Origin of the sequence: Burkholderia sp. EMB26 (genome assembly GCF_024730645.1) — a bacterium.
GTDB classification, from domain to species: domain Bacteria; phylum Pseudomonadota; class Gammaproteobacteria; order Burkholderiales; family Burkholderiaceae; genus Burkholderia; species Burkholderia cenocepacia.
On the sequence record NZ_CP078071.1, the window covers coordinates 2,265,683 to 2,291,683 of the forward strand.

Genomic DNA, 26,001 nt, shown 5'->3' on the forward strand with positions numbered 1-26,001 from the left:
ACTGTTACCCGACGACCGTGATACCCGCCAAACGCGTGCGCCGTGCAGGTTGAACGACGATTTCCACATGTTGGTCCAGTGACACCAGCGCCTCCATCAACCGCACGAGCGAAATGTTCTGCAGCTTGTAACGGCGGATCTGTGACACCTTCGGCTGCGTCATACCCGTGATTGCTGCTGTTTCGATTTGACTCAGGCCTCGCTTGTCGATCAGATCGTTGAGTTTGAGCGCGAGTGCGGCTTTGGCGGTCAGTTCCGGAGCATCGTCGAAACCGAGGTCGACAAGCACGTTGTCTGTGCCGCGAGGGTGTGGTTTGCGATTCATCATTGATCTCCTGATCGCCCATGACGGGCGAGCACAGTTTTTAACCGCTTCCTGATCAGTTCCACATCGGGCTGCGGCGTGGCAATGCCGGTACGGGACTTCTTCTGAAATGCATGGAGCACATGCACGGCGTCGCCCACTTGTACGACATAAACCACTCGGAAGGTATCGCCGCGGTGGTCGTCAACCAGTTCGTACACACCGGACACCAACCCTTTCCAAGGTTTGGCCGAGTCTGGTGTGCAGCCGGACTGGACGATAAAAAGCGCCACGCCCATATCCTTCTGAACGCCAATGGGGAAGGTCTTGAAGTCCTTCTTCGAAGTGCCTTCCCAGTACAGCGGCTTTCGTTTCTGCTCCATTGATTATATCCGTTCAGGTATATTCTGCAAGAACTGAATCTAACGCGGCAGCATGGCTTTCAGCGCGACGGTTCAAAACAAGGTGAAAGCGGAGGTCAGTGCGATCGGCGCGATGCCCCGGGGCACGTGAAGTGACGGGTTCGGCTGCGCTCCTATGAACATCAAGCCAGTTGCGTTCGGTTGGTCAGGCGACGCTTCGACGGGGATGACAGAATCAGCCTGGTCCGATTGGTTGTAACGATTGTTCACGTTAAATTGATCGAGTGTGGCGCCGGAGCCGCTTCGGCGGCGGCCGTTGGGCCCGGCCGTCGTCATGCTATGTGTTTGATAGCACCTACTCCTAACGCTGCCTCATGCGAGCGCCGAGGCGCTTCCGGCCGCCACACACTTCTTTAAGCCTGCGTCGCAGGCCGTCAGACCGAAACCGTAATTCCCGCCGGCCCGAATTCCCCCGCCGGCTTCACCACGATCTCCACATGCTGGCCGAACGACGCCAGCGTCAGCATCAGTTGATCCAGCGTCACGTTCCGGAGCCGCTCGCGCTGCTCGGGGGTGACGACCGGCCGCGCCATTTCGGTGAGCGCCGCAGCCTCTTCTTCGGTCAGGCCGCGCGACGCCATCAATGCGTTGAGTTTCAGTACGAGTACGGACTTGGCCGCCAGTTCACCGACGTCGTAGTAGTCGAAATCGTCCGGCACGTCGTCGGTGTAGGGGGTCGAGGCATCGTGGTTCATTACGCTTCCTCCGTCGTTACCGAAAGTCGCAGCTGCTGTCGCATCGCCGCCGGATCGATATCGGGGAATCCTGCTTTCCCGCCAGGATCGCAATCCGCATCGTCGATCGGCGTGATCACCAGCCGCCGGTGGGACACCTCGATTCGCAGGCGCTGCTCGGGATCGAAGCCTGCTGCTTCGATCCAGCGGCCGGACAATTTCATCCACAGATGCATAACAGGCGCCGCCATGTCGGCGAGCCGGATGTGCGGAACGATACGGCGGGATTGAAGAGACGAACGAGGGGAGACAAAACGATCGCGGAAATACGTCGGTGCGTTATGATTCGCGCCAGCCATGATTAACTCTCCGGTGTGGAGTTGGTTGTGGTCAGCGGCCCGCAGGTGCTGTTTCACCTGCGGGCCGCGCTCGTTTACGCAACGGATTTCGAGTACCGCTTCCTCACATGCATCGCATGTCGAAGCGGCCTGAGAACCCTGGCGAAAACGTGCAACCACTGTAGCCGAGAACATCCGGCGTCATGGATCGGTCACGTACGAATTTATCGATGTTGGCCATCCGGCCTATGCATCGACGCTTGCTGCATAAAGAATCCGGCGCGATCGCGTCGGCTGACTGCGTCGTCGATTCATTCCCGATGTGTCAGAAATCGTTTCAGTCGACGATTCGATCAGCCTGCCGCACGCCGCATCAGGATCTCGTTCGCGCTCTGTCGATAGCGCTCGAACTCCCGCGCGAACGCCGCCGCATCCCCGGCCAGCGCCAGCGCTTCCATCGACGCGCAGAGCCCTGAAATCTCCCGCTCGCCGATCATCGCGAACGCACCGCGCATGCTGTGAATCTCCGAACGCGCAACCTTCAGATCGCCGTCCTGCAACGCCCGCGCAATGGTCGTGCTCGAGCGTCGCGTCGCATCGACGAGCACCGTGTGCAGGTCTTTCGGCAACGGGCCGGGGGCGCGCGCGGGTACGGGCGGATACGTCGGCCGCCGCCACGTCCCCGCGTACTTCGCGATCGCCTGCTCGAGCGATTTCAGCGACGTCGGCTTCGTGACGATCTCGTCGATACCCGCTTCCCACGCCAGCCGCAACTCGTCCGGTTCGGCATGCGCGGTGACCGCCAGGATCGGCTGCACGCGGCCGCGCTCGCGCAGCACGCGGGCGAACGCGTAGCCGTCGAGGCCCGGCATGTTGAGGTCGGTGAGCACGACCGCGTAGTCGTGGCGGTCCACGAGGTCGAGCGCGTCGGCGACGTTCGACGCGATATCGGCCTGATAGCCGAGTACGTCCAGCTGATCGTGGACGAGCGAACGGTTGACCGGATTGTCGTCGACGAACAGCACGCGCACGTCCGGCGCGTCGTCGCTTGAAAGCGCCTGGGCGGCGCCCGGCTGGCGGTCGAGCGGCAGCGGCAACGTGACGACGAACGTCGAACCCACGCCCGGCACGCTGTTCGCGTCGATACGCCCGCCCATCGATTCCGCGAGCTTGTAGCTGAGCGCGAGGCCGATGCCGGTGCCGCCGAAGCGGCGCGCGATCGATTCGTCGGCCTGCGCGAACGGCTCGAACACGTGCGCCAGCTGATCGGCCGTCATGCCGATGCCCGAATCGCTGACGCGGATCGTCACGGGCGTCGCGTCGCCCGACGGCGCCGACACCGACAACGCGACCGCGCCGCGGTCGGTGAACTTGATCGCGTTGCTGACCAGGTTCACGACGATCTGCCGCACGCGCATCGGGTCGCCGAGGTACGTGTGCGCGACCGCAGGATCGACGTCGATGCGCAATGCGATGCCCTTCGCGCCGGCCACCGGCTCGAACAGGTCCGCGACGTCGCGCATCAGCTCGTCGATCCGGAAGCCGGTCGCTTCGAGCGTCATCCGGTCGGCTTCGATCTTCGTCATGTCGAGCACGTTGTTCAGCATGTCGAGCAGCATCCGCGCGGCCGACGTGACCGCATGCAGGCGTGGTTTCTGCCGGCTCGGGTCGGGCGCCTTGTCGAGCAGTTCGAGATTGCCGAGCATCGCGTTCAGCGGCGTGCGGATCTCGTGGCTGATCGTCGCGAGGAACGTCGACTTCGCGCGGTTCGCGCTGTCGAGCGCGCGTTCGGCGTCGGCGCGCGTCGTGATGTCGGAGAAGCTGCACAGCAGCGCGTCCTTGCCCTTGTAGCGTACGCGTACGAAATTGACGAGCAGGTCGCGCGCGCGGCCGTCGCCGAGCATCACCGGCAGTTCGACGTCGAGCTGGACGGGCGACGCGTCCGCGTGTTCGCGGTAGCGCGCCAGCAGCCGCTCGTGCAGCGGCGGATCGCCGGCCTCGCGTTCGTACAGTTCGAGCATCCGGTTGCGCAGCAGCACCTGTCGCGTGTCGGGCGATACGAGGCCGATGCCGAACGGCGCGGTCGCGACGATCGTGCGGCTCATCCGCTCGCTTTCGAACACGCGGCGCGAGCGGCGGAACAGCGGCGCGAACACCTGCAGGTCGAACGCGATCACGAGCGTCCACAGCACGATGAGGATCGTCGCGGTCGTACCGAACTCGCGCAGCATCGTCGACCAGATCGCAAAGGCGATCGTGCGCCACGAGTACGCATAGACGATCGCGTAGCCGGTGTCGGAAATCCGGTCGCTGATCGTGAACACACCGTGACGGTAGCTTTCGTCGAAATGCGCGAGACCGCGCCGCCACGTGCCTTCGGCCAGCGCGTGCTTCATCAGCGCGGCGCCGTCCTCCGCGTCGCCGGTGCGGTCGACATCGAGCAGCACGCGGCCGTTTTCGTCGATCAGCATCGCGACCGCATCGGCCGGCGCGTGCTTCATGCGATCGGCGATCACGTCGACGTCGAAGTCGCTCACGAAGGTCATGAAATGCTGCTGACCGTCGAAGGCGGGCTCGACGAGACGGAAGACCGTCTTGCCGGTCAGCGGATCGATCGACGGCGCCTGCCACGCGATCCGGCGCGACAGGCGCCAGTAGCGCGCGACGGCCGGATCGGACCAGTCGGCCACGTCGAATGCGAGGTGCTGGATCAACGCATGCGTGTCGCGCACGCCGATGCGCGCGAGCAGGTCGGGATACGGCATCGACGGCGGCGGGGTGATCGCGATCACGTTGCGGTCGGGGCTGTACGCATAGCCGCGCACTGCGCGGCCGGTCTGCCGCTCGGCAGCCGCGACGGAAATCGTCTGGCGCTCCATCAACTGCACGTATCGATCGGTTTCGTGGTCGGCGAGCGCCTTCGGCGATGCGGCCACGAAGATCTCGCTCACGCCGGGCATCGGGGCGAGCAGCACGTGCCCGTCTTTTCTCAGTGCATCGGAGGCTTCGCGCGCATGCGGCGGATGGCCGTTCCACAACAGCTCGGCGTTGATCACCGCGCGGCGCATCGACGCCTGTTTCGCGTCCATTTCCAGTTGCACGAGCGCCTTGTGTGTCGCGAACAGGTCGCGGCGCTCGGCGATGTAGTCGCGCACCGACCCGACCAGCAGGATGCCGGCCGCGATCAGGATCACGAGCGACAGCACGACCGCGCCGCCGTACAGCGTGAAGCGCTGATACCGGTTCAGCAGGCTCAGGTCGTGCGCATCGTCGTCGATCGACGCGAACGGCGCGCTGGCGTCCGTATGGGACGCGAAGAGATGGCGGATGGGCATGAGACGAAGACCGGTGAATCAATGCGCAAATCGGGAGACGCGCTACGGCGATGCCGGAACGCGGACGATATCCGCGAGCCGCACGACGGCGGCGCGATGCGCGGCCGGCTCGGGGAACGGGAAAATTATCGGGATAGCGGGCGGGTCTGTATGTAGGGCAGTCCGAAACACTCGCGCGCGATGGATAGGACCAGTCCTATTCAAGCAATCGGCGGCGCGGTGCGTATATAAGGCTTGCCGCGCGCTCGTGTCAAACGGAATCGTTCAAGCGAACGGCGTGTCGTGCCGTGTCTGGCACGGCCGATTGTCAAGCAACGTCATGTTAGGACTGGGCCTACGAAATAAGTCGTCGCACGTCCAGCCGTCTGATTATCGAAATGACAGGCGATCAATACATTGGCATCTGTGGACGAGGAGCGTCCTTCTCCCTTTTTCTCTACAGAGGCAATCAACATGAACAAGAGTTATCGCACCGTCTGGAACGCGACGACGGGTACATGGACGGCGGCGGCCGAAACCGCGCGGATGCGTACGAAATCGAAGTCGAATACGACGATGAAGTCGTCGGTGACGGCCGCAGTCGCGGTCATGACCGGCGTGGGTGGCGGTGCGATGTCGCTCGACGCGAATGCGCAGGCGGCGAACGGTAACGGTTCGCTGGTGCTTTGCGGACCGACGAGCGGTCCGGTGTACGGCCAGAGCTTCGGCTCGGGAGGCGCGACGGGAACGCGGCTGACCGGCGGGTGTGTAGCGAATCCGAGCCGTATCAGCCAGAACCGTGATATCGCGTTCCAGCTGTACAACCACAGCAATGGAGCGGGTGGCGGCGTGGGGCAGCCGAGTGCTGCGACGGAAGCGGGCATCAGCGGGAGCAAGAACGGTCACCTTGTGCTGCTTGGCGGGTCGGGCGTCCACATCGTCGGACCGGCTGACTTCGACAACAACGTCAACATGACGAATCACCGCATCAACAACCTGGCCGCCGGTACGGCCGGGACGGATGCCGTTAACGTCAATCAGCTGAACGCGGCGATCGCGGCCGCCGGGACGGCGAACCCGTACGTGGTGACCAATACGGGCACGTATGCCGCTGCGACGGCGGCGCGCGGCGGGAACGGTGCGACCGCGATCGGCGCGAACGCGAATGCCGGCGGCTTTTCGGCCGTGGCGCTCGGCGGGAATACCGTTGCGACCGGACAGAATGCGGTAGCGCTCGGTACGCTCGCGAACGCGACGGGCGCCGAGACCGTCGCGGTTGGCGTAGGCGCGCGGGCAACCGGTAATAACTCGACGGCCATGGGTCGAGCCGCGGCGGCCGCGTCGACCAATGCGACTTCCGTCGGCTATAGCGCCTATGCGGGCGCCGACGGCGCCACGGCGCTCGGCACGACGGCGAGCGCGGTGGGTGCGAATGCCATCGCGGTCGGTCGCGGCGCGAGCACCAGCGGAACCTACGGCTCCGCAATCGGCTATTCCGCCAATGCAACCACGAACGCCGTTGCGATCGGCGTGCTCGCGAATGCGACGTCGGCATCGAGCGTTGCGTTGGGCGAGCGCGCGAGTGCGACGGGCGCGACCGCGACCGCACTCGGTCGCGGGGCGCTGGCCAGTGGGACGAATTCGGTTGCGCTCGGCGCGAACTCGGTTGGCGATCGCAACAATGCGGTGTCGGTCGGGTCGACGTCGTTGCAACGACAGATCGTCAACGTGGCTGCCGGTACGCAGAATACGGATGCGGTGAACCTCGGCCAGATGAATACCGCGTTGTCGACGAAGGTCGACAACACGTACATCAAGATCGATACGCGCAACGGCACGGCCGCCGCGCAAGCAGGATCGGGCTCCGTTGCCATCGGCACGAATACGAGCGCGTCCGGATCGTACGCGACGGCGTTCGGCAATAGTGCACGGGCCAACGGGGACAACAGCACGGCGCTCGGCTTCCAGGCAAGCAGTGCGGGCGGCGCCGCCGTCGCGGTCGGCAATGGTGCGAACGCAAGCGGCTCGCATGGCGTTGCACTGGGTGTCAACGCTGTGGCATCCCATACCGATTCGGTGGCGCTTGGTGCCATGTCGGCGACGGACCGCAACAACAGCGTATCGGTCGGCTCGTCGACGCTGCGTCGGCAAATCACCAACGTGGCCGCCGGCACGCAGAATACGGACGCCGTGAACCTCGGCCAGATGAACACGGCGCTGTCGACGAAGGTCGACGACACCTACTTCAAGGTCAATAGCACGGGCCCGGCGGCGCTGGCCGGCAATTCCGGTGCGATCGCCATCGGCGCCAATGCTCGTGCAACCAATGGTGGCGTCGGTGGCGCCACGAATACGATCGCTATCGGTGATAGCGCCGCGATTGGTGGTGGTGGTTCGGTCGGGATCGGTGCCAACGCGAGCAACGCCGGGTCCAATTCGACTGTGATCGGCAATACCGCATATTCAGTGCGTGGCGTGGCAGTGGGTGCGCTGGCTCGCGGAACTGCGGACGGCGCAACTGCTCTGGGTGTTCAGGCGTTGGCCACCGGCGGGAATAGCGTCGCGTTGGGCGCAAACAGCGTGGCGAATCGCGGCAATGCCGTGTCGGTGGGCAGCGATGCCACCGACGGAACCGGCTTTACGCGTCAGATCACGAATGTGTCTGCCGGCACGCAAGCCACGGACGCAGTCAACGTCGGCCAATTGTCCGGCGTGACCAAGGCACTTGGCGGCGGGGCAGCGGTCGACGGGAGTGGCAACGTCACGCAGCCGACCTACAAGGTGGCCGGAACCGACTACCACAACGTCGGCGACGCGCTCGATGCGCTGGCCGCGAACGGCGGCAGCGATCCGAACGCTGTTACCTATGACAGTGCGACGCAGGACAAGGTCACGCTGAAGGGCGCGGGCGGCACGACGCTGTCGAACGTGAAGGCCGGTGTGGCGGACATGGATGCGGTGAACGTTTCGCAACTGAAGGGTTCGGGCCTGATCGGCGACGACGGCAAGTCGATCGCCGCGGTGACGTACGACCGTAACGCGGACGGCACGCCGAACTACGGCACGGTGACGCTGGGTAACGGCGCAGGTCCGACGCAGATCAAGAACGTCGCGGACGCAACGGACGATCACGACGCACTGAACCTCGGCCAGCTGAAGGATGCGGGCTTGGTGGGCGACGATGGCTCGGGCAACCTGACGTCGCTGGCGGTCACGTACGACGGCACGGCACGCGACAAGGTGACGCTGGCCGGTGCGGACGGCACGACGCTGTCGAACGTGAAGGCCGGTGTGGCGGACATGGATGCGGTGAACGTTTCGCAACTGAAGGGTTCGGGCCTGATCGGCGACGACGGCAAGTCGATCGCCGCGGTGACGTACGACCGTAACGCGGACGGCACGCCGAACTACGGCACGGTGACGCTGGGTAACGGCGCAGGTCCGACGCAGATCAAGAACGTCGCGGACGCAACGGACGATCACGACGCACTGAACCTCGGCCAGCTGAAGGATGCGGGCTTGGTGGGCGACGATGGCTCGGGCAACCTGACGTCGCTGGCGGTCACGTACGACGGCACGGCACGCGACAAGGTGACGCTGGCCGGTGCGGACGGCACGACGCTGTCGAACGTGAAGGCCGGTGTGGCGGACATGGATGCGGTGAACGTTTCGCAACTGAAGGGTTCGGGCCTGATCGGCGACGACGGCAAGTCGATCGCCGCGGTGACGTACGACCGTAACGCGGACGGCACGCCGAACTACGGCACGGTGACGCTGGGTAACGGCGCAGGTCCGACGCAGATCAAGAACGTCGCGGACGCAACGGACGATCACGACGCACTGAACCTCGGCCAGCTGAAGGACGCGGGCCTGGTGGGCGACGACGGCAAGGGCAACCTGACGTCGATGGCGGTGACGTACGACGGCGCGGCACGCGACAAGGTGACGCTGGCCGGCGCGGACGGCACGACGCTGTCGAACGTAAAGGCGGGCGTCGCGAACATGGATGCGGTGAACGTAGGCCAGTTGAAGGATTCGGGCCTGATCGGAGACGACGGCAAGTCGATCGCCGCGGTCACGTACGACCGTAACGCGGACGGCACGCCGAACATGGGTTCGGTGACGCTGGGCGGCGCGGGTGCAACGACGCCGGTCGCGCTGAAGAACGTCGCGGATGCGACGGACGATCACGACGCACTGAATCTCGGCCAGCTGAAAGACGCGGGCCTGGTGGGCGACGACGGCGCGGGCAACCTGACGTCGATGGCGGTCACGTACGACGGCGCGGCGAAGGACAGCGTGACGCTGGGCGGCGTTGGCGCGACCACGCCGGTGGCGATCCACAACGTCAAGGATGGCGAACTGTCGGCGACGAGCAAGGACGCCGTGAACGGTTCGCAGCTGTTCGCGACGAACCAGAACCTGAGCGACCTGAAGGACTCGCTGAAGGATGGCGGCGTGATCGACCCGGTCACGGGCGAATCGCTGGCCGTGGTGTACGACGGCAACGCCAAGGACACCGTGACGCTGAAGGGCGCGGACGGCACGACGCTGTCGAACGTGAAGGCCGGCGTGGCGGACATGGACGCGGTGAACGTGAGCCAGCTGAAGGATTCCGGCCTGATCGGCGACGACGGCAAGTCGATCGCCGCGGTCACGTACGACCGTAACGCGGACGGCACGCCGAACTACGGCACGGTGACGCTCGGCAACGGTGCAGGCCCGACGCAGATCAAGAACGTCGCGACGGGCGTCGACGACCTCGACGCAGTCAACGTCAAGCAACTGAACACGGGCCTGTCGGATCTCCGCGACGAGATGTCCGGCGGCAACCTGCGCTTCGTCAAGGTCAATGCCGACCCGGTCACGGGCACGCCGGCTGTCGCCAGCGGCGCGCTCGCGGTCGCCATCGGTTCCGACGCACGGGCGACCAGCGCGAACTCGCTGGCGCTCGGCAGCGGTGCGCGCGTGACCGGCAACGGTTCGGTCGCGATCGGCTACAACTCGGTCGCGAACCAGAACAACGTCGTGTCGGTCGGCGACGTGGGCCGCGAACGCAAGATCGTCAACGTGGCGGACGGCGACGTCGCATTCCAGAGCACGGACGCGGTCAACGGCGGCCAGCTGTATGCGGCGCTGAACGACCTGTCGACGTCGGTGAGCTCGAAGACGCAACAGGCGATCGACAGCTTCTCGTCGGAGATCGACAAGAAGACGAAGGCTGCCATCGACGAGGTGAGCTCGCGCTCGATGCAGACGATGGACGTCAGCGACCCGCTCGTCGCGATCGAAGGCCTGCAGGGCAACAACGTCGCTTCGCTGAACGGCGCGGATCCGGCTACGGCAACGGCGGCCGCGATCGGCTCGTCGACGGCGGCAAGCGGCGCCAATGCGGTGGCCGTCGGCCTGCAAAGCGGCGCGGGTTCGAACAACTCGGTCGCGATCGGTAGCTTCGCGCAGACCGGCGCCGGCCAGGACTACTCGGTCGCCATGGGTTCGAACGTCCAGACGAACGGCACGCAGGCCGTCGCGCTGGGTGCGAACGCACAGGCGAACGGCGAATACGCGCTGGCAGTCGGCAACAACGGCGCGCAGGCGATCGGCGACGGCTCGATCGCGGTCGGTAACGCCGCGAACGTGCGGGCCGGCTCGACCAACGCGATCGCGATGGGTACCGGTGCGAACGTCGCACGCGGCGTCGAAGGCGCGATGGCGCTCGGCGCGAACACGACCGCGGGCGCGGCCAACAGCGTCGCGCTCGGCGCGAACGCGTTCTCGAATCGTGCGAACTCGGTGTCCGTCGGTCGTGCGGGTGCCGAACGCCAGGTCGTCAACGTCGCGGCAGGCACGCAGGCGACCGATGCGGTCAACGTCAGCCAGTTGAAGGGCGTGACCGACGCGCTCGGCGGCGGTGCGGCAGTGGGCGCGGACGGCACGGTGACGAGCCCGACGTACTCGCTGGCCGATCCGGCGGATGCATCGCAGTCGAAGTCGTACAACAACGTGGGCGACGCGCTGTCGAACCTCGATGGCCGTACGACGACGAACACGCAAAACATCACCGTGATCAACAAGCAGCTGGCCGATTCGGGTCTGGTCGATCCGGTGACCGGCCAGTCGATCACCGCGGTGACGTACGACCGCAACGCGGACGGCACGCCGAACCTCGGTTCGGTGACGCTGGGCGGCGCGGGCGCGACGACTCCGGTGGCGTTGAAGAACGTCGCGGACGCGAAGGACGACCACGATGCGCTGAACCTCGGCCAGCTGAAGGACGCGGGCCTGGTGGGCGACGACGGCGCGGGCAACCTGACGTCGATGGCGGTGACGTACGACGGCGCGGCGAAGGACAAGGTGACGCTGGCCGGCGCGGACGGCACGACGCTTGCGAACGTGAAGGCCGGCGTGGCCGACATGGACGCGGTGAACGTTTCGCAGCTGAAGGGCTCGGGCCTGATCGGCGACGACGGCAAGGCGATTGCCGCGGTCACGTACGACCGTAACGCGGACGGCACGCCGAACTACGGTTCGGTGACGCTGGGTAACGGCGCAGGCCCGACGCAGCTGAAGAACGTCGCGGACGCGACGGACGACGGCGATGCGCTGAACCTCGGCCAGCTGAAGGACGCGGGCCTGGTGGGCGACGACGGCACGGGCAACCTCACGTCGCTGGCGGTCACGTACGACGGCGCGGCGAAGGACAGCATCACGCTGGGCGGCACGGGCGCGACCACGCCGGTGGCGATCCACAACGTCAAGGATGGCGAACTGTCGGCGACGAGCAAGGACGCCGTGAACGGTTCGCAGCTGTTCGCGACGAACACGCGTGTCGGCGATCTGGAAGACTCGCTGAAGGATGGCGGCGTGATCGACCCGGTCACGGGCGAATCGCTGGCCGTGGTGTACGACGGCAATGCGAAGGACAGCGTGACGCTGAAGGGCACGAACGGCACGACGCTTGCGAACGTGAAGGCCGGCGTGGCTGACATGGACGCGGTGAACGTGAGCCAGCTGAAGGGCTCGGGCCTGATCGGCGACGACGGCAAGGCGATCGCCGCGGTCACGTACGACCGTCTCGCGGACGGCACGCCGAACTACGGCTCGGTGACGCTGGGCAATGGCGCGGGTCCGACGCAGATCAAGAACGTCGCGGATGCGACGGACGACCATGACGCGATCAACTACAACCAGTTGAAGCAGTACGTCGCGGACAACTCGGGCGGTCCGGGCAACCCGCTGGCCGTCGGCTATGACGACGACACCAAGGCTCGTGTCACGCTGCAAGGCGGCGCGGACGGCACGACGATCACGAACGTGAAGGCGGGCGCGGTCACGGCCACGAGCACGGACGCGATCAACGGTGCGCAGCTGCACGGCACGGCGCAAAGCGTGGCCGATTCGCTGGGCGGCGGCGCGACGGTGGGCGCGGACGGCAAGGTGACGAACCCGACGTACTCGCTGGCCGATCCGGCGGATGCGTCGCAGTCGAAGTCGTACAACAACGTGGGCGACGCACTGTCGAACCTCGACGGCCGTACGACGACGAACACGCAGAACATCACCGTGATCAACAAGCAGCTGGCCGATTCGGGTCTGGTCGACCCGGTGACGGGCCAGTCGATCGCGGCGGTGACGTACGACCGCAATGCGGACGGCACGCCGAACCTCGGTTCGGTGACGCTGGGCGGTGCGGGCGCGACGGCTCCGGTGGCGTTGAAGAACGTCGCGGACGGCGTGGAGCGTCACGACGCGATCAACGTGGGCCAGTTGCAGGACGCGGGCCTGGTCGCGCCGGTCGATCCGGCGAACCCGGGTGCGGGCCTGACGTCGCTCGCCGTCGCGTACGACGGTGTCGCGAAGGACACGGTCACGCTGAAGGGCGTGGACGGTACGACGCTGTCGAACGTGAAGGCCGGCGTGGCCGACATGGACGCGGTGAACGTGAGCCAGCTGAAGGGTTCTGGCCTGATCGGCGACGACGGCAAGGCGATCGCGGCGGTCACGTACGACCGCAACGCGGACGGCACGCCGAACTACGGTTCGGTGACGCTGGGTAACGGCGCCGGCCCGACGCAACTGAAGAACGTGGCCGACGCGACGGACGACGACGATGCGCTGAACCTCGGCCAGCTGAAGGGCGCGGGCCTGGTGGGCGACGACGGCAAGGGCAACCTGACGTCGATGGCGGTGACGTACGACGGCGCGGCCAAGGACACCGTGACGCTGGGCGGCGCGGGCGCGACGACGCCGGTCGCACTGAAGAACGTTGCGGACGGCACGGAGCGTCACGACGCGATCAACCTGGGCCAGCTGCAGGACGCAGGCCTGGTTGCGCCGGTCGACCCGACGAACCCGGGTGCGGGCCTGACGTCGCTCGCCGTCGCCTACGACGGCGCCGCGAAGGACACGGTCACGCTGAAGGGCGCGGACGGCACGACGATCACGAACGTGAAGGCGGGCGCGGTCACGGCCACGAGCACGGACGCGATCAACGGTGCACAGCTGCACGGCACCGCGCAGAGCGTGGCCGATTCGCTGGGCGGCGGCGCGACCGTGGGCGCGGACGGCAAGGTGACGAACCCGACGTACTCGCTGGCGGACCCGGCGGATGCATCGCAGTCGAAGTCGTACAACAACGTGGGCGACGCACTGTCGAACCTCGACGGCCGTACGACGACGAACACGCAGAACATCACCGTGATCAACAAGCAGCTGGCCGATTCGGGTCTGGTCGACCCGGTGACGGGCCAGTCGATCGCGGCGGTGACGTACGACCGTAATGCGGACGGCACGCCGAACCTCGGTTCGGTGACGCTGGGCGGTGCGGGCGCGACGACTCCGGTGGCGCTGAAGAACGTCGCGGACGGCGTGGATCGTCACGACGCGATCAACGTGGGCCAGTTGCAGGACGCGGGCCTGGTTGCGCCGATCGATTCGTCTAACCCGGGTACGGGCCTGACGTCGCTCGCCGTGACGTACGACAAGCATGCGGACGGTTCGGCGAACTTCGACCAGATCACGCTGAAGGGCGCGAACGGCACGACGCTGTCGAACGTCAAGGCCGGCGCGGTGAACGCGACCAGCATGGACGCGGTGAACGGCTCGCAGCTGTACGGCGCGTCGAAGAGCGTGGCCGACGCCCTGGGCGGCGGCGCGACGGTCGACGCGAACGGCAACGTGACGAACCCGACGTACACCGTCAACGACAAGACGTACAACAACGTCGGCGACGCGATCGAGAACATCTCGAGCAGCCTCGTCCACGGCTCGATCGGCCTCGTCCAGCAGGACGCGGACACGCGCGAGATCACGGTCGCGAAGGACACGGACGGCACGTCCGTGAACTTCACGGGCACGGCGGGCGACCGCGTGCTGACCGGCGTGGGTGCGGGTGCTGTGAGCGCGACGAGCCGCGATGCGATCAACGGTGCGCAACTGCACGGCACCGCGCAGAGCGTGGCGGACGTGATCGGCGGCGGGACGACGGTCGATGCGGACGGCAAGCTCGCGGATACGTCGATCGAAGTGAACGGCAGCAAGTACAAGACCGTGGCCGAAGCAGTCCAGGCCGCGGCCAAGTACGGCGCGACCGATTCGCTCGCGGTGCGTTACGACCTGAACAAGGACGGCACGCCGAACTACGGCTCGGTGACCCTCGGCGGGTCGGGCGCGGCACCGGTGCGCCTGACCAACGTCGCGGACGGTTCGAGCCGGTATGACGCGGTGAACTTCGGGCAGTTGAGCGAACTGAACGACAAGATCGGCGGCCTCGATGACCGGGTCGGCGAACTGGAGCGGAACCCGGGCACGGGCAATCCTCCGGGCGACGGCGGCGCCGGCAACGACTACTTCGCCGGTACCGACGTGGGCACGGACGGCACGACGAAGGCGAACGCGGGCAACGGCACGGGCAACACGGCCGCGGGTTCGGGCGCGACGATCGGCACGGGCGCAAGCAACGGCACGGTGATCGGGTCGAACGCGGGCGTGTCGCACAACAACGGCGTGGCCGTCGGCTCCGGGTCGAAGAGTTCGGCCGAAGGCGCAACGGCGATCGGCTCCGGGTCGAATGCGTCGGGCAACCAGTCGGTCGCGATCGGTCAGGGCGCGAATGCGTCGGGTTCGAACTCGGTCGCGCTGGGCGCCGGCTCGACCGCGTACAGCGACGACACCGTGTCGGTCGGCTCCATCGACCGGACGCGCACGATCTCGAACGTGTCGGACGGTGTGAACGCAACCGACGTCGCGACGAAGGGTCAGCTCGATCGCGCGCTGGGCGGGGTCCAGGGCCAGATGAACGAGCTGTCGCGCAACGCGTACTCCGGTATCGCCGCGGCCACCGCGCTGACGATGATCCCGGGCGTCGATCCGGGCAAGACGGTGTCGTTCGGTATCGGCGGCGCGACCTACAAGGGCTATCAGGCGGTGGCGTTCGGCGGCGAGGCCCGCATCACGCAGAACCTGAAGATGAAGGCCGGCGTGGGCATGTCGAGCGGCGGCAACACCGTCGGCGTGGGCGCTTCGTATCAGTGGTAAGCCGACGGGCGGGGCTTCGCGCCCCGCCCGAGCGGGCGATCCGACTGACTCCATTCAACTTTTTCAGGCGTCCGCCTTCACGGCGGACGTTTCACCATGACCATGAAAACCTTGTTGTTGCGCGCCGCATCGATCGGCGCGATCGCGATGGCGCTCGGTGCGTGTACGACGCAATCGGGCGTCACCTACGACATCCGTGCGGTGTCGATTCCCGGCAAGCCGGACACCGTATTCCGCGTGAGCTGCGACGGGCTGCTCGGCAGCGCGAACGCCTGCGCCCGCGCGGCGGAGGAATTCTGCCAGGGCAAGGGCTTCACGCCGCTCGAGATGATCGACCGCGTGTACAGCCGCGCGCCGAAGAAGGACCCGCGCGAGATCACGTTCATGTGCGGCAAGCCGCAGCCGGTCGTGCAGGCCGCGCCGGCGGCGCCGCAGCCGCAGCCGGCGCCGCAGCCGGTCCAGCAGCGCCAGGTGCTGCTGCAGGGCGACGCGAACTTCGCGTTCGACAGCGCGGCGTTGACGCCGGACGCGCGCAGCCAGCTCGACCGCTTCGTGCAGATCAACAGCGGCGTCGAATTCCGCCGCGTGGCGATCACCGGCTTCACCGATTCGACGGGCAGCGACACGCACAATCTCGCGCTGTCGGCTTCGCGGGCCCGCAACGTGATGAACTACCTGCGCGGCAACGGCCTGAAGGCGCAGTCGTTCGTCTCCGAAGGCCTCGGCGCCGCCGATCCGGTCGCGTCCAACGCGACCGCGGAAGGCCGCGCGCAGAACCGTCGCGTCGAGATCCGGATCGATGCGAAGTAACGCGCAACGGATGACGCGCCACCGGTACGCGCGGGGACCCGGTCGGCGCTGAGCCGACGGAAGGACGCTCCCACCCGCCCGCCCTGTACCTGGAACCGCCCGCTCGTCACGAGCCGGCGGTTTTTTTCATGGCGGTGCGCGGCGCGCCCGCCGCCGCCGGCCGGGCGATGGCTGATGCGCCCGTTTTCGTGCGAAGATAGCGCCCAATTACGATCCACGACGCCGCGATGCGCGCCGTCGCCGCCCGCCGGGCGGCGAACCGGCCGCGACGATTGCCGCGCAAATCTGGACGACTATGGGAAGCTATCTGATACGCGTGGTACTGGCCGACGACCACCCGGCGATGCTGGTCGGCGTCGAGCACGGCCTGTCGTCGGTGCCGACGATCCAGTTGACCGGCAAGGCCGTCAATTCGACCGAGTTGATCCGGCTCGTCGAGGCCGGCGTGTGCGACGTCGTGGTGTCCGACTATGCGATGCCGGGCAGCGCGCACGGCGACGGCATCACGCTGTTCTCCTATCTCCAGCGTAATCACCCGGCCGTCAAGCTGGTCGTGCTGACCATGCTCGACAACCCGGCCGTGATTGGCGCGCTGACCCGGCTCGGCATCGAGTGCATCGTCAGCAAGTCCGACACGATCGATCACCTGATTCCCGCGATTCATGCGGCCGCGACGGGCGGCACCTATTACTCGCCGTCGGTCGAGAAGGTCGTGCGCACGCTCACGTCGCATTCGAGCGCCCGTGCGGCCGACCAGAAGCGCGACCTCAGCGACCGCGAACTCGAAGTCGTGCGGCTCTATGCGTCGGGCCTCACGGTCAACGAGATCGCCGACAAACTCAGCCGCAGCAAGAAGACGATCAGCACGCAGAAGGCGCGCGCGATGGAAAAGCTCGGGATCGACAAGGACATCGACCTGCTGCGCTACGCGATCGAGCACGGGATCGTCGCCGCATCGGCCAGCGAAGGGCGGGGCGGCGACGCGAAAGAGGAAGGCGGCGTCGATCCGGCCTGACGGCGCGCGACGAGGCCGGCCGCGCGGGATGGCGGCCATGACGGAAGGTGAGCACGCCTGTTCGCACCGACGCACCAACGCACCGATGCCCCGGCACCGTCAGGTTGCCGGGGCTTTCCGTTTCAGGTCGCGGCAGCGGCGTTACGCGCTGGCTTCGTCGCCGCGCACCGGCGGCGCATAGCCGTAGTCGGTCACGAGCCCGCATGCGATCGCATAGCGCACCAGGTCGACGTCGCGCTCGATGCCGAGCTTCTGCATCGCCGAGCTTTTCTGCGTGCTGATCGTCTTCTTGCTGCGATTGAGCTTCTCCGCGATCTCGTTGACCGACAGCCCCGATGCGAACAGGCGAATCACCTCCACCTCGCGCACCGACAGCGCGGGCGCCTTGCCGCCGACGCTGCCGGTGTTGCGCAGGATCCGGTCCATCGACGGCGACAGGTAGCGTCCGTTCGTATAGGCCGCGTGGATCGCCATCGTCAGGTGATTGGGCATGTCCGACTTGCTGACGATGCACGCGATGCCGATGTCGATCAGCGCGCGCAGCGCCACCGCGTTCTCCATCATCGTCATCACGACGATCTTCAGCCCCGGAAAGCGCTTGAGCAGGGTCGTGAACATCGCGAGGCCGTCGCCGTATTCGGTGCCGGGCATTGCGTAGTCGGACACCAGCACGTCGCACGGATGGTTCGACAGCGCGTCCATCAGCTCCGTCGAGTTGTGCGCGGTCGCGACCACCGCGACGGTGTTCGTGGCCGACAGTTCGTAGCGGGCGCCGATGACGACGGCCGGATGGTCGTCGGCGATCACGATGCGAATGGGGAAGGTTCTGTTCATGTTGGTCTCACGTGTCGCGCCGCAGCCGGCGGCGCGCGTGTCTCGCTCGGTTGAAAGAAGGAAATCGGCGCATGCGGGCCGCCGCGGGGCGCGCGATGAAAAGCCGCGCGTGAGGCGGACGCGCCGACGGCCGGTGGCGACTCCAGACGGAATCGGCACCGGCCGTCGGCCGAACGGCGGGGGAGGACTCCCCCGCGTCGGGTCGATGCTCCGCGCGAGGCGGAGCGATCGGGTCAGAACTCATAGCCGACCTGGGCACGCACGCCCACGTCGCCGACCGACGTGATCGACGTCGCGCCGTTCACGAGCCAGTTGCCGCTGCGCGACCGGTAGGTGGCGCCGGCGGCGATCGCCGAGCCGCTCTTGAAGTTCGCGGCGCCGACCGCGACGACGGTCTTGCCCGGCTGCGACGGCGTCATGTTCGGCATCGCCATCGCGGCCGCGATACCGGCGTACGCGTTCTTCGCGACGTCGTTGATCGCGCGGTTCGTGTCGTTGAAACGTGCGTCGACCGATTCCATCGCGCGGTCGAGCTGGCCCTTCGTCGCCGCGTCGGACGCGTTGATGCCGTCCGCGATGTTGACGAGCCGGCGGTTGCCTTCCTCCGTGCCGTTGCCGAACGAAACGGTGTTGGCTTCCGACGCCACCGAGCCCTGGCCGATCGCGACCGAGCCGCTGCCGGTGGCCGATGCGCCCTGGCCCAGCGCCGTGCTGTCCTTGCCCGATGCAACCGCGCCCTGGCCGAGCGCCGTGCCGTTTTCGCCCGACGCGACCGCGCCCTGGCCGACGGCCGAACCGTTGTTGCCCGACGCGACCGCACCCTGGCCGACGGCCGAGCTGTTGCTGCCCGATGCCGTCGAGCCCTGGCCGATGGCCGACCCGTTGCTGCCCGATGCGACCGCACCCTGGCCCACGGCGGAACTGTTCTCGCCCGACGCGAGCGCCTTCTCGCCGAGCGCCGAGCTGTTCTCGCCCGAAGCCACCGCGCCCTCGCCGACGACGGTTGAGCCGTCGCCCGTGCCCGGGCCGCCCGTGCCGGGGTTCGTTTCGAGTTCGCCGAGACGGTCGGACAGATCGTCGAAGCGGTTCGACAGGTCGCCGAACTGGCCGCTCAGCTCGCCGTACTGCTTCGCGAACTGCTCCTGCAGGTCGAACAGCTGGCTGCCGTTGATCGCGTCCATGCTCGTCGCGCTGATTTCGCCCGCGGCGACGCGCTGCAGCTTCGTGCCGAACGTGCCGGCGAACGTCACCGTGTCGAAGTTCAGGCCCGAGTCGTACGTGACCGCACCGACTTCCTTGCCCGTGTAGTCGATCAGGCCGGTAGCGCGGAGCTGCGACACCGTCACGACGTCGTCGTCGTCCACGCCGTTCGCGACGCCGGACAGCACGCGCGCGCCGCCGGTGCCCGCGAAGTTCACCACCGAGCCGCCGGTGTTCGCGCCGACCGTGATGCCGCCCGTCGTCGCGTCCTGCTGGACGAGGCCGAGCGTGCCGCTTTCAAGCTGCTCGGAGAGCTTCTTGAGGCCGCCCTCGTTGGTCGTGACACGGCCGTCGAGGTTGGTGACGACGTCGCCGACCGAGTTGACGATCTTCGTGCCGCCGCTGCCGTCGCCGACGGTGAAGGACGGTGCGGAGATCGAGCCGTCCGGGTTCACCGCCGCGCCGCCGCCGATCGCCGAAGCGACGCTTTCCGATACGCCATGCAGCTGCGAACCGTTGACGGCTTCGGTGCTCGTCGCCGACACATCGCCCGCCGCGACACCCTTGAGCGTGCGTGCGCCGGTCTTGCTGCTGAAGTCCACGGCGTTGCCGTCGGTGTTCGCGCCGACGGTGATGTCGTCGCCGGGCTTCGCCTGCTGGACGAGACCGAGCGTGCCGCTGCCGATGTCGTTCGCCAGCTTCTTGATGTCGCCCTCGTTGGTCGTGACACGGCCGTCGAGGTTGGTGACGACGTCGCCGACCGAGTTGACGATCTTCGTGCCGCCGCTGCCGTCACCGACGGTGAAGGACGGGGCGGAGATCGAGCCGTCCGGGTTTACCGTCGCGCCGCCGCCGATCGCCGAAGCGACGCTGTCGGACACGCCATGCAGTTGCGAGCCGTTGACGGCTTCGGTGCTCGTCGCCGACACGTCGCCTGCCGCGACGCCCTTGAGCGTGCGCGCACCGGTCTTGCTGCTGAAGTCCACGGCGTTGCCGTCGGTGTTCGCGCCGACCGTGATGTCGTCGCCGGGCTTCGCCTGCTGGACGAGACCGAGCGTGCCGCTGCCGATGTCGTCGGCCAGCTTCTTGATGTCGCCTTCGTTGGTCGTGACACGGCCGTCGAGGTTGGTGACGACGTCGCCGACCGAGTTGACGACCTTCGTGCCGCCGCTGCCGTCGCCGACGGTGAAGACAGGCGCGGAGATCGAACCGTCCGGGTTCACCGTCGCGCCGCCGCCGATCGCCGCGGCGACGCTGTCGGACACGCCATGCAGTTGCGAACCGTTGACGGCTTCGGTGCTGGTGGCCGACACGTCGCCAGCCGCGACGCCCTTGAGCGTGCGTGCGGTGCCGCCGGTCGCGCTGAAGTCCACGGCGTTGCCGTCGGTATTCGCGCCGACGGTGATGTCATCGCCCGGATTGGCCTGCTGCACGAGGCCGGTGGTCCCGCTTTCGAGCTTGCTCAGCTTGTCGTCGATGTCCCCGATCTGCTTGGTATGGCCGGCGACGGTGCTGATCGTCGACGACAGGCCGGTACTCAGGCCCGAGACGATGCTGTTGGTCGACGACAAGCCGGTGCTCAGGCTCGAGACCGTGACGTTGGTCGCGGCGATCGCGCTGTTCGTCTTCGTGAACTCGGCATTCATCTGGCCGAGGTTCACGGCGTCCGTGGGCTGCGTACCGTCAGCCACGTTGGTGATCTGCCGACGCAGCGCCGACGAGCCGACCGATACGCTGTTGTCGCGATCCGTGGTCGCACCGGCGCCGAGCGCCACCGAATCGGTATGGGACGCCTTTGCGTTGACACCCAGTGCAACGCCATGCGAGCCGCTAGCGTTCGCACCATTGCCGACCGCGACGGCGGCGCCGCCTGCGCTGCTGGCCTGGAAGCCGAGGGCCGTGCTGTTGTTGCCGCTGGCGAGTGCGCTGTTGCCGACGGCCGTTGCGTAAGATCCCGAGGCGCTGGTGTTCGTGCCGATCGCAAGCGCGGCCGTGCCGGCTTGCGCGGCGACCGTGCTGTTGCTCGTGTCGATCTTGACGTACGTATCGTCGACCTTCGTCGACAATTCCTTCTTCATCTGGCCGACGTTCACGGCATCGTTGTCTTCCGTGCCCGCGGCGACGTTGACGATCTGGCGCGTGAATTTGTTGCCGTCGATATTGGGAACACCGGCACCTACGGATACGGTGTTGTCTCGGTCCGCAACCGTGCCGAAGCCCAATGCCACCGCGTTGTTGGCGCCTGCGCTGGCCGTGGTGCCGATCGCGACCGAGCCTGTCCCCGTCGCCACCGCAGCCCGACCGGCGCCGGTGGCGCTGCCGAGTGCAACGCTGTAGTTTCCGGTTGCCGTCGAATTGCCGCCGAGCGCCATGCTGGCAGTGCCGGTCGAGGTGGCCGAGGTGCCCAGCGCACTCGAATAATTGCCCGCTGCGGACGCGTTGGACCCGATGGCGGCCGAGTTCGAATTCGCCACACGCGCATTCATCCCGAGCGCGACGGCATTTGTCGCCCCGGTGACGATCGATGCCGCCTGGCCGATCGCCGTCGAGCCAGTGCCGCCGGCAGACGTGCCGTAGCCGAGGGCCGTTGCACTATCGGCGGTCGCTTGTGCGCTCGTGCCGAGGGCGATTGAATTGGCCCCCAGTGCATTGGCGAGCGAACCGACGGCAATTGCGCTGTCGCCAGATGCCGTCGTGATGTAGCCGATTGCCGTGGCTCGATTGGCATTTGCGTTTGCCGCACCACCGACTGCCACGCCGCGACTGACTGCATGCGAAGTCGCCCCGACGGCAAGCGCATTGCCGGCGGCGCTTGCGTTGGCGCCGATTGCCACTGCTTGATATGCTGCGCCGGTTGCGTCTGCCGAGGCGTTGTGGCCGATTGCAATTGCGCCGGCGGCGGTCGCGGTTGAGGCGACGGTGCCATTCACTTTGATATATGCATCGTCAAGCGTCGCCATCGTCCCGACCGCACTCATCGTCCCGATCGGGACCGAACCGGCCGCCTTGCACACCCCCGCCGCATCGACCGTTCCGCTCGACCCGTCTTCCGTCGTGCACGTTTCCGCCGCAGCCGCGCCACCGATCGCCGCACCGCCCAGCGCGATCGCGATCACCGCTTGCCGCGCCGCGCGCGCCGAGCCCTTCGAATGCGACTTCGCCGTTTCGGCCGCGGCCGTCCACGTGTTGGTCACGGCGTTCCAGACGCTGCGATAGGTCTTGTTCATGTCCCTACTCCTTTCAGTTTGTCAGTTCACAAACCGATGGTAGGGATCGGCCTCGTCCTAATCAGTCGTCCCTGGCTGATTCGAGATAGCGACCGTGTAGGCCCAGTCCTACGCGCGCGCCGACGCGCCGCGGGCCTGCGCCGCGGAACGAAAGGCGATGGAGGGAGGAGGCCGGCGCGCGAGGGCCGGCCGTGCGGGATTCAGGCAGCCGGCGCCTGCGTCGCGCGCCGTTGCAGCGCTTCGCGCGCGAGCGCGTCCGCTTCGGCGAGCCGCGCATCGAACGACGTCAGGTCGCCGCCGTGCACGATGGCTTGCAGTTCGCCGATCGCGTCGGCCACCGCATGTTCGTGAATCGTCGCGAACGCGCCGCGCAGCGAATGCAGTTCGTGACGCAGCGCGGCGATATCGTTGCGCGCTACCGCGTCGTGCATCGCCGCGACCGATTGCGCGCGACTCGCTTCGAGCAGCGCATGCACGTCCGGCGGCAGCGGACCTTGCGCGAGATCGACCAGCGTGCGCGCGGCCGGCGCCTGCGCGGCGGCCGTCTGCGCGTAACGCCGCACGGTGCGGTCGATCGTATCGAGCAGCACCGGTTTGACCAGCACCGCGACGATCCCCGCTTCCGCACAGCGCGCATGCTCGGCCGCGCTCGCATGCGCGGTGACGGCGACGATCGGCAGCCCCGGATATTGCGCACGCAGCACGTGCGCGAGCGTATAGCCGTCCATTCCCGGCATGTTCAGATCCGTCATCACGAGGTCGTAGCGCGTATCCGCGCAGCGCCGCAGCGCCGCCGCGCCTTCGTCGGCGGCATCGGCCGCGTAGCCGAGCGTGACGAGTTGCCCTTGCAGCAGCGTGCGGTTCACGGGGTGATCGTCGACCACCAGCACGCGCGCGGCGACGCTCGGCAGCGCCGCATCGCCGGCCTGCGCGGCATCGTGCTCGGCGATCTGCGCATCGGTGGCCGCGCGCAGCGGCAGCGTGACGACGAACGTGCTGCCCTTGCCGGGTTCGCTCTTCACGTCGACCGTGCCGTGCATCATCTGCGTGAGCTGCTTCGTCAGCGCGAGCCCGAGGCCCGTGCCGCCGTAGCGGCGCGTGATCGACGTGTCGGCCTGCGTGAACGGGCGGAACAGCGCCGCGCGCTGCGCGTCGGTCATGCCGATGCCCGTGTCGCTGACGCCGATCGCGACCGGCGATTCGGGATCCGTATCGTCGCGCAGGTAGACCTCGAGCGTGATTTCCCCGTGGTTCGTGAACTTGATCGCGTTGCCGACGAGGTTCGCGGCGATCTGCCGGATGCGCGTCGAATCGCCGACGTAGCGCGACGCGAGCGCGTCGTCGACGAACACGTCGAACTGCAGCCCTTTTGCGGCCGCGAGCGGCTCGAACATCGCGCCGGTTTGCCGGATCGTCTCCGCGAGATCGAACGGGATCGCCTCGATCGTCATCTGGCCGGCCTCGATCTTCGACAGGTCGAGAATGTCGTTGATCAGGTCGAGCAGCACCGACGACGCGCCCTCGACCGTATGCAGCCGCTCGCGCTGCGACTCGGCGAGCGGTTCGCGGCCGATCAGTTCGAGGTTGCCGAGGATCGCATTGAGCGGCGTGCGGATCTCGTGGCTCATCGTCGCGAGGAACGCGGACTTCGCGTCGTTCGCGGCGTCGGCGGCGCGCGCCGCTTCGTCGAGCCGGCGCTCGATGTTCTTCTGCGACGTGATGTCGGAGAAGTTGCACAGCACGACGTCCCTGTCGCGAAAGCGCGTGCGCACGAGGTTGACGAGCAGGTCGACCGCCTCGCCGGCAGCGGTGGGCAGCGTCACGTGCAGATCGGGTTGCCACGCGGCGGCGGTGGGCGAGCGGTCGAAGCGTTCGAGCAGCCGCGCCGGCAACGACGGTTCGCCCGCGCGGCGCGCATCGTAGTCGCGCATCGTGTCGTTCTGCAGCAGCACCGTGCCGTCGGCCAGCGACAGCAGCGCGATGCCGGACGGCGCGGCTTCGACGATCGTCCGGTTCAGGTTCTCGCTGTCGATCACGCGCCGCGTGCGCGCGTCGTCGGGTTTCAGCACGCGGCGATCGAAGCGCACGAGCAGCCACCAGACGAGCGCGATCACGGCCAGCATGACCGCGACGTACCAGCCGGCGCGCAGGCCGATCGTCGCGAGCAGCGAGCGCAGCGTGAACGCTTGCACGAGCGTCCAGTCGGTTTCGGCGATCGGCTGGCTCAGCGAGAACAGCCCGTCGCCGAACGCGGTGCGCGGCCCGCCGCGCCGGACGGCTTCGCGCGTATGCGCGCCGAGCCGCTCGACGGCCGCGCGCGTGGCATCGTCGTCGGCCGCGGTGCCGGCGCGCAGCAGCGTGCGGCCGTGCGCGTCGACGACGATCGCGGCGTCGGTCGTGTCGCCCGTCGACAGCCGCGTGCGCAGCACGTCGACCGGCAGCGTCGACAGGAACACGGCGCGCGGCGCTTGCGCGTCGTAGACGGCGCCGGCGATCCGGAACACGTCGCGCCGCTGCACGGGGTCGTAGACGGGCGGATGCCATTCGTATTGCCCGGGCGGCGGCGTGCCGACGCCAGCGGCGACCTTGGCGACGAGCGTGGCCGCATCGGTGGCGGGCGACGCGGTGAGCGGATCGGGCGGCACCGGTTCGGGAATCACCACCGCGAAGCTGCGGTCGGGGCGATACGCGTAGCCGGCGATCGCGCGATCGGCGTCGTGCTTCGCGACGTACGCGCCGACGCGATAGCTCATGTCGCTCGCCATCGCCAGATCGTGCGCGTAGCTGTCGGCCGGGTGCGCGGGCGACAGGTCGGCCAGCACGAGCGTCGGCGGGAAGGCCGGGCTGCCCTGGATGATCAGCCGGCCGCGGCCGGCCGCGAGCGCGGCGACGCGCGCCGGATCGGTCGCGCGCGAATTCCACACGGCCTCGTCGTGCGTGACGAGCGTGTCCATGCCCGTCGTGCGCATCTTGAATTCGATCTGGACCAGGAACTGGCGTACCGCGAAGGTCGTATAGCGCGCCTGGATCGCCTCGCGCGCCATCGTATACAGCATCAGGCCGCTCGCGAGCAGGATCGCGACCGTCACGGCCGCGCCGCCGGCATACAGCAGCGCGCGCTGGCGGCGGCCGACGCGGGTCGGCGCGGCGGACGCGGGCGCGGCGGCGGAGCGGGCGGGATCGGGTGCGGCGCGGTGGTCCATCGGGAGCGGGGCGGTCGGCCAGGGTGCCCCCATGATAATGGAGTCCGATCAGCGCGCAATGGGGGCTGTCAGGATTGCGGGGTGCCGGCGAACCGGTCGGCGCCGCGGCGTGCCGCCGGGCCAG

At 67.5% G+C, this 26,001-nt stretch carries 11 protein-coding genes; 3 read left to right on the top strand and 8 right to left on the bottom strand.

The window, feature by feature from the left end; genetic code table 11:
• Positions 1-4 precede the first annotated feature (4 nt).
• From KU887_RS26940 to KU887_RS26960, 5 genes are all read right to left on the bottom strand, one after another.
• Entirely contained in the window at positions 5-325 is a 321-nt protein-coding gene (locus KU887_RS26940) for a helix-turn-helix domain-containing protein (RefSeq protein WP_043204562.1), read from the bottom strand.
• Complete coding sequence (locus KU887_RS26945) at positions 325-687, bottom strand: type II toxin-antitoxin system RelE/ParE family toxin (RefSeq protein WP_006494467.1); 363 nt, start codon at positions 685-687, stop codon at positions 325-327. Before KU887_RS26945 ends, KU887_RS26940 begins: the two co-directional genes overlap by 1 nt.
• A 413-nt stretch (positions 688-1,100) precedes the next feature.
• Entirely contained in the window at positions 1,101-1,421 is a 321-nt protein-coding gene (locus KU887_RS26950; protein WP_258256093.1) for a helix-turn-helix domain-containing protein, read from the bottom strand.
• Positions 1,421-1,816, bottom strand: a complete 396-nt coding sequence (locus tag KU887_RS26955) for a type I toxin-antitoxin system SymE family toxin (RefSeq protein WP_258256094.1) — start codon at positions 1,814-1,816, stop codon at positions 1,421-1,423. The genes KU887_RS26950 and KU887_RS26955 overlap by 1 nt, the downstream gene beginning before the upstream one ends.
• 275 nt (positions 1,817-2,091) lie before the next feature.
• Entirely contained in the window at positions 2,092-5,073 is a 2,982-nt protein-coding gene (locus KU887_RS26960; protein WP_258256097.1) for a sensor histidine kinase, read from the bottom strand.
• A gap of 453 nt (positions 5,074-5,526) precedes the next feature.
• Here KU887_RS26960 and KU887_RS26965 point away from each other — a divergent pair, with 453 nt between their 5' ends.
• The 3 genes from KU887_RS26965 (at position 5,527) to KU887_RS26975 (ending at position 17,413) form a co-directional block, all read left to right on the top strand.
• Complete coding sequence (locus tag KU887_RS26965; RefSeq protein WP_258256098.1) at positions 5,527-15,588, top strand: YadA-like family protein; 10,062 nt, start codon at positions 5,527-5,529, stop codon at positions 15,586-15,588.
• A gap of 96 nt (positions 15,589-15,684) precedes the next feature.
• Complete coding sequence (locus KU887_RS26970) at positions 15,685-16,398, top strand: OmpA family protein (RefSeq protein ID WP_258256099.1); 714 nt, start codon at positions 15,685-15,687, stop codon at positions 16,396-16,398.
• 295 nt (positions 16,399-16,693) lie between these two features.
• Complete coding sequence (locus KU887_RS26975) at positions 16,694-17,413, top strand: response regulator transcription factor (protein WP_043888301.1); 720 nt, start codon at positions 16,694-16,696, stop codon at positions 17,411-17,413.
• Between the two features lie 141 nt (positions 17,414-17,554).
• On the opposite strand, the gene KU887_RS26980 is transcribed toward KU887_RS26975, so the two are convergent.
• From KU887_RS26980 to KU887_RS26990, 3 genes are all read right to left on the bottom strand, one after another.
• Positions 17,555-18,247 (bottom strand): response regulator, encoded by a 693-nt coding sequence (locus KU887_RS26980; protein WP_080331823.1) that lies wholly within the window; start codon positions 18,245-18,247, stop codon positions 17,555-17,557.
• Between the two features lie 233 nt (positions 18,248-18,480).
• Positions 18,481-22,674: an ESPR-type extended signal peptide-containing protein gene (locus KU887_RS26985; protein WP_258256105.1), complete on the bottom strand. Its 4,194-nt coding sequence runs from the start codon at positions 22,672-22,674 to the stop codon at positions 18,481-18,483.
• Positions 22,675-22,874: 200 nt separating this feature from the next.
• Positions 22,875-25,910 carry an ATP-binding protein gene (locus tag KU887_RS26990; protein WP_258256110.1) on the bottom strand — a complete coding sequence of 1,012 codons (3,036 nt, stop codon included), beginning with the start codon at positions 25,908-25,910 and terminating at the stop codon, positions 22,875-22,877.
• Positions 25,911-26,001: the final 91 nt, after the last annotated feature.

Excerpts from the sequence above, each read along its gene's own strand:
- KU887_RS26940 (WP_043204562.1), bottom strand. The coding sequence starts at position 325 with ATGAATCGCAAACCACACCCTCGCGGCACAGACAACGTGCTTGTCGAC.
- KU887_RS26945 (WP_006494467.1), bottom strand. The coding sequence starts at position 687 with ATGGAGCAGAAACGAAAGCCGCTGTACTGGGAAGGCACTTCGAAGAAG.
- KU887_RS26950 (WP_258256093.1), bottom strand. The coding sequence starts at position 1,421 with ATGAACCACGATGCCTCGACCCCCTACACCGACGACGTGCCGGACGAT.
- KU887_RS26960 (WP_258256097.1), bottom strand. The coding sequence starts at position 5,073 with ATGCCCATCCGCCATCTCTTCGCGTCCCATACGGACGCCAGCGCGCCG.
- KU887_RS26965 (WP_258256098.1), top strand. The coding sequence starts at position 5,527 with ATGAACAAGAGTTATCGCACCGTCTGGAACGCGACGACGGGTACATGG.
- KU887_RS26970 (WP_258256099.1), top strand. The coding sequence starts at position 15,685 with ATGACCATGAAAACCTTGTTGTTGCGCGCCGCATCGATCGGCGCGATC.
- KU887_RS26975 (WP_043888301.1), top strand. The coding sequence starts at position 16,694 with ATGGGAAGCTATCTGATACGCGTGGTACTGGCCGACGACCACCCGGCG.
- KU887_RS26980 (WP_080331823.1), bottom strand. The coding sequence starts at position 18,247 with ATGAACAGAACCTTCCCCATTCGCATCGTGATCGCCGACGACCATCCG.
- KU887_RS26985 (WP_258256105.1), bottom strand. The coding sequence starts at position 22,674 with ATGAACAAGACCTATCGCAGCGTCTGGAACGCCGTGACCAACACGTGG.
- KU887_RS26990 (WP_258256110.1), bottom strand. The coding sequence starts at position 25,910 with ATGGGGGCACCCTGGCCGACCGCCCCGCTCCCGATGGACCACCGCGCC.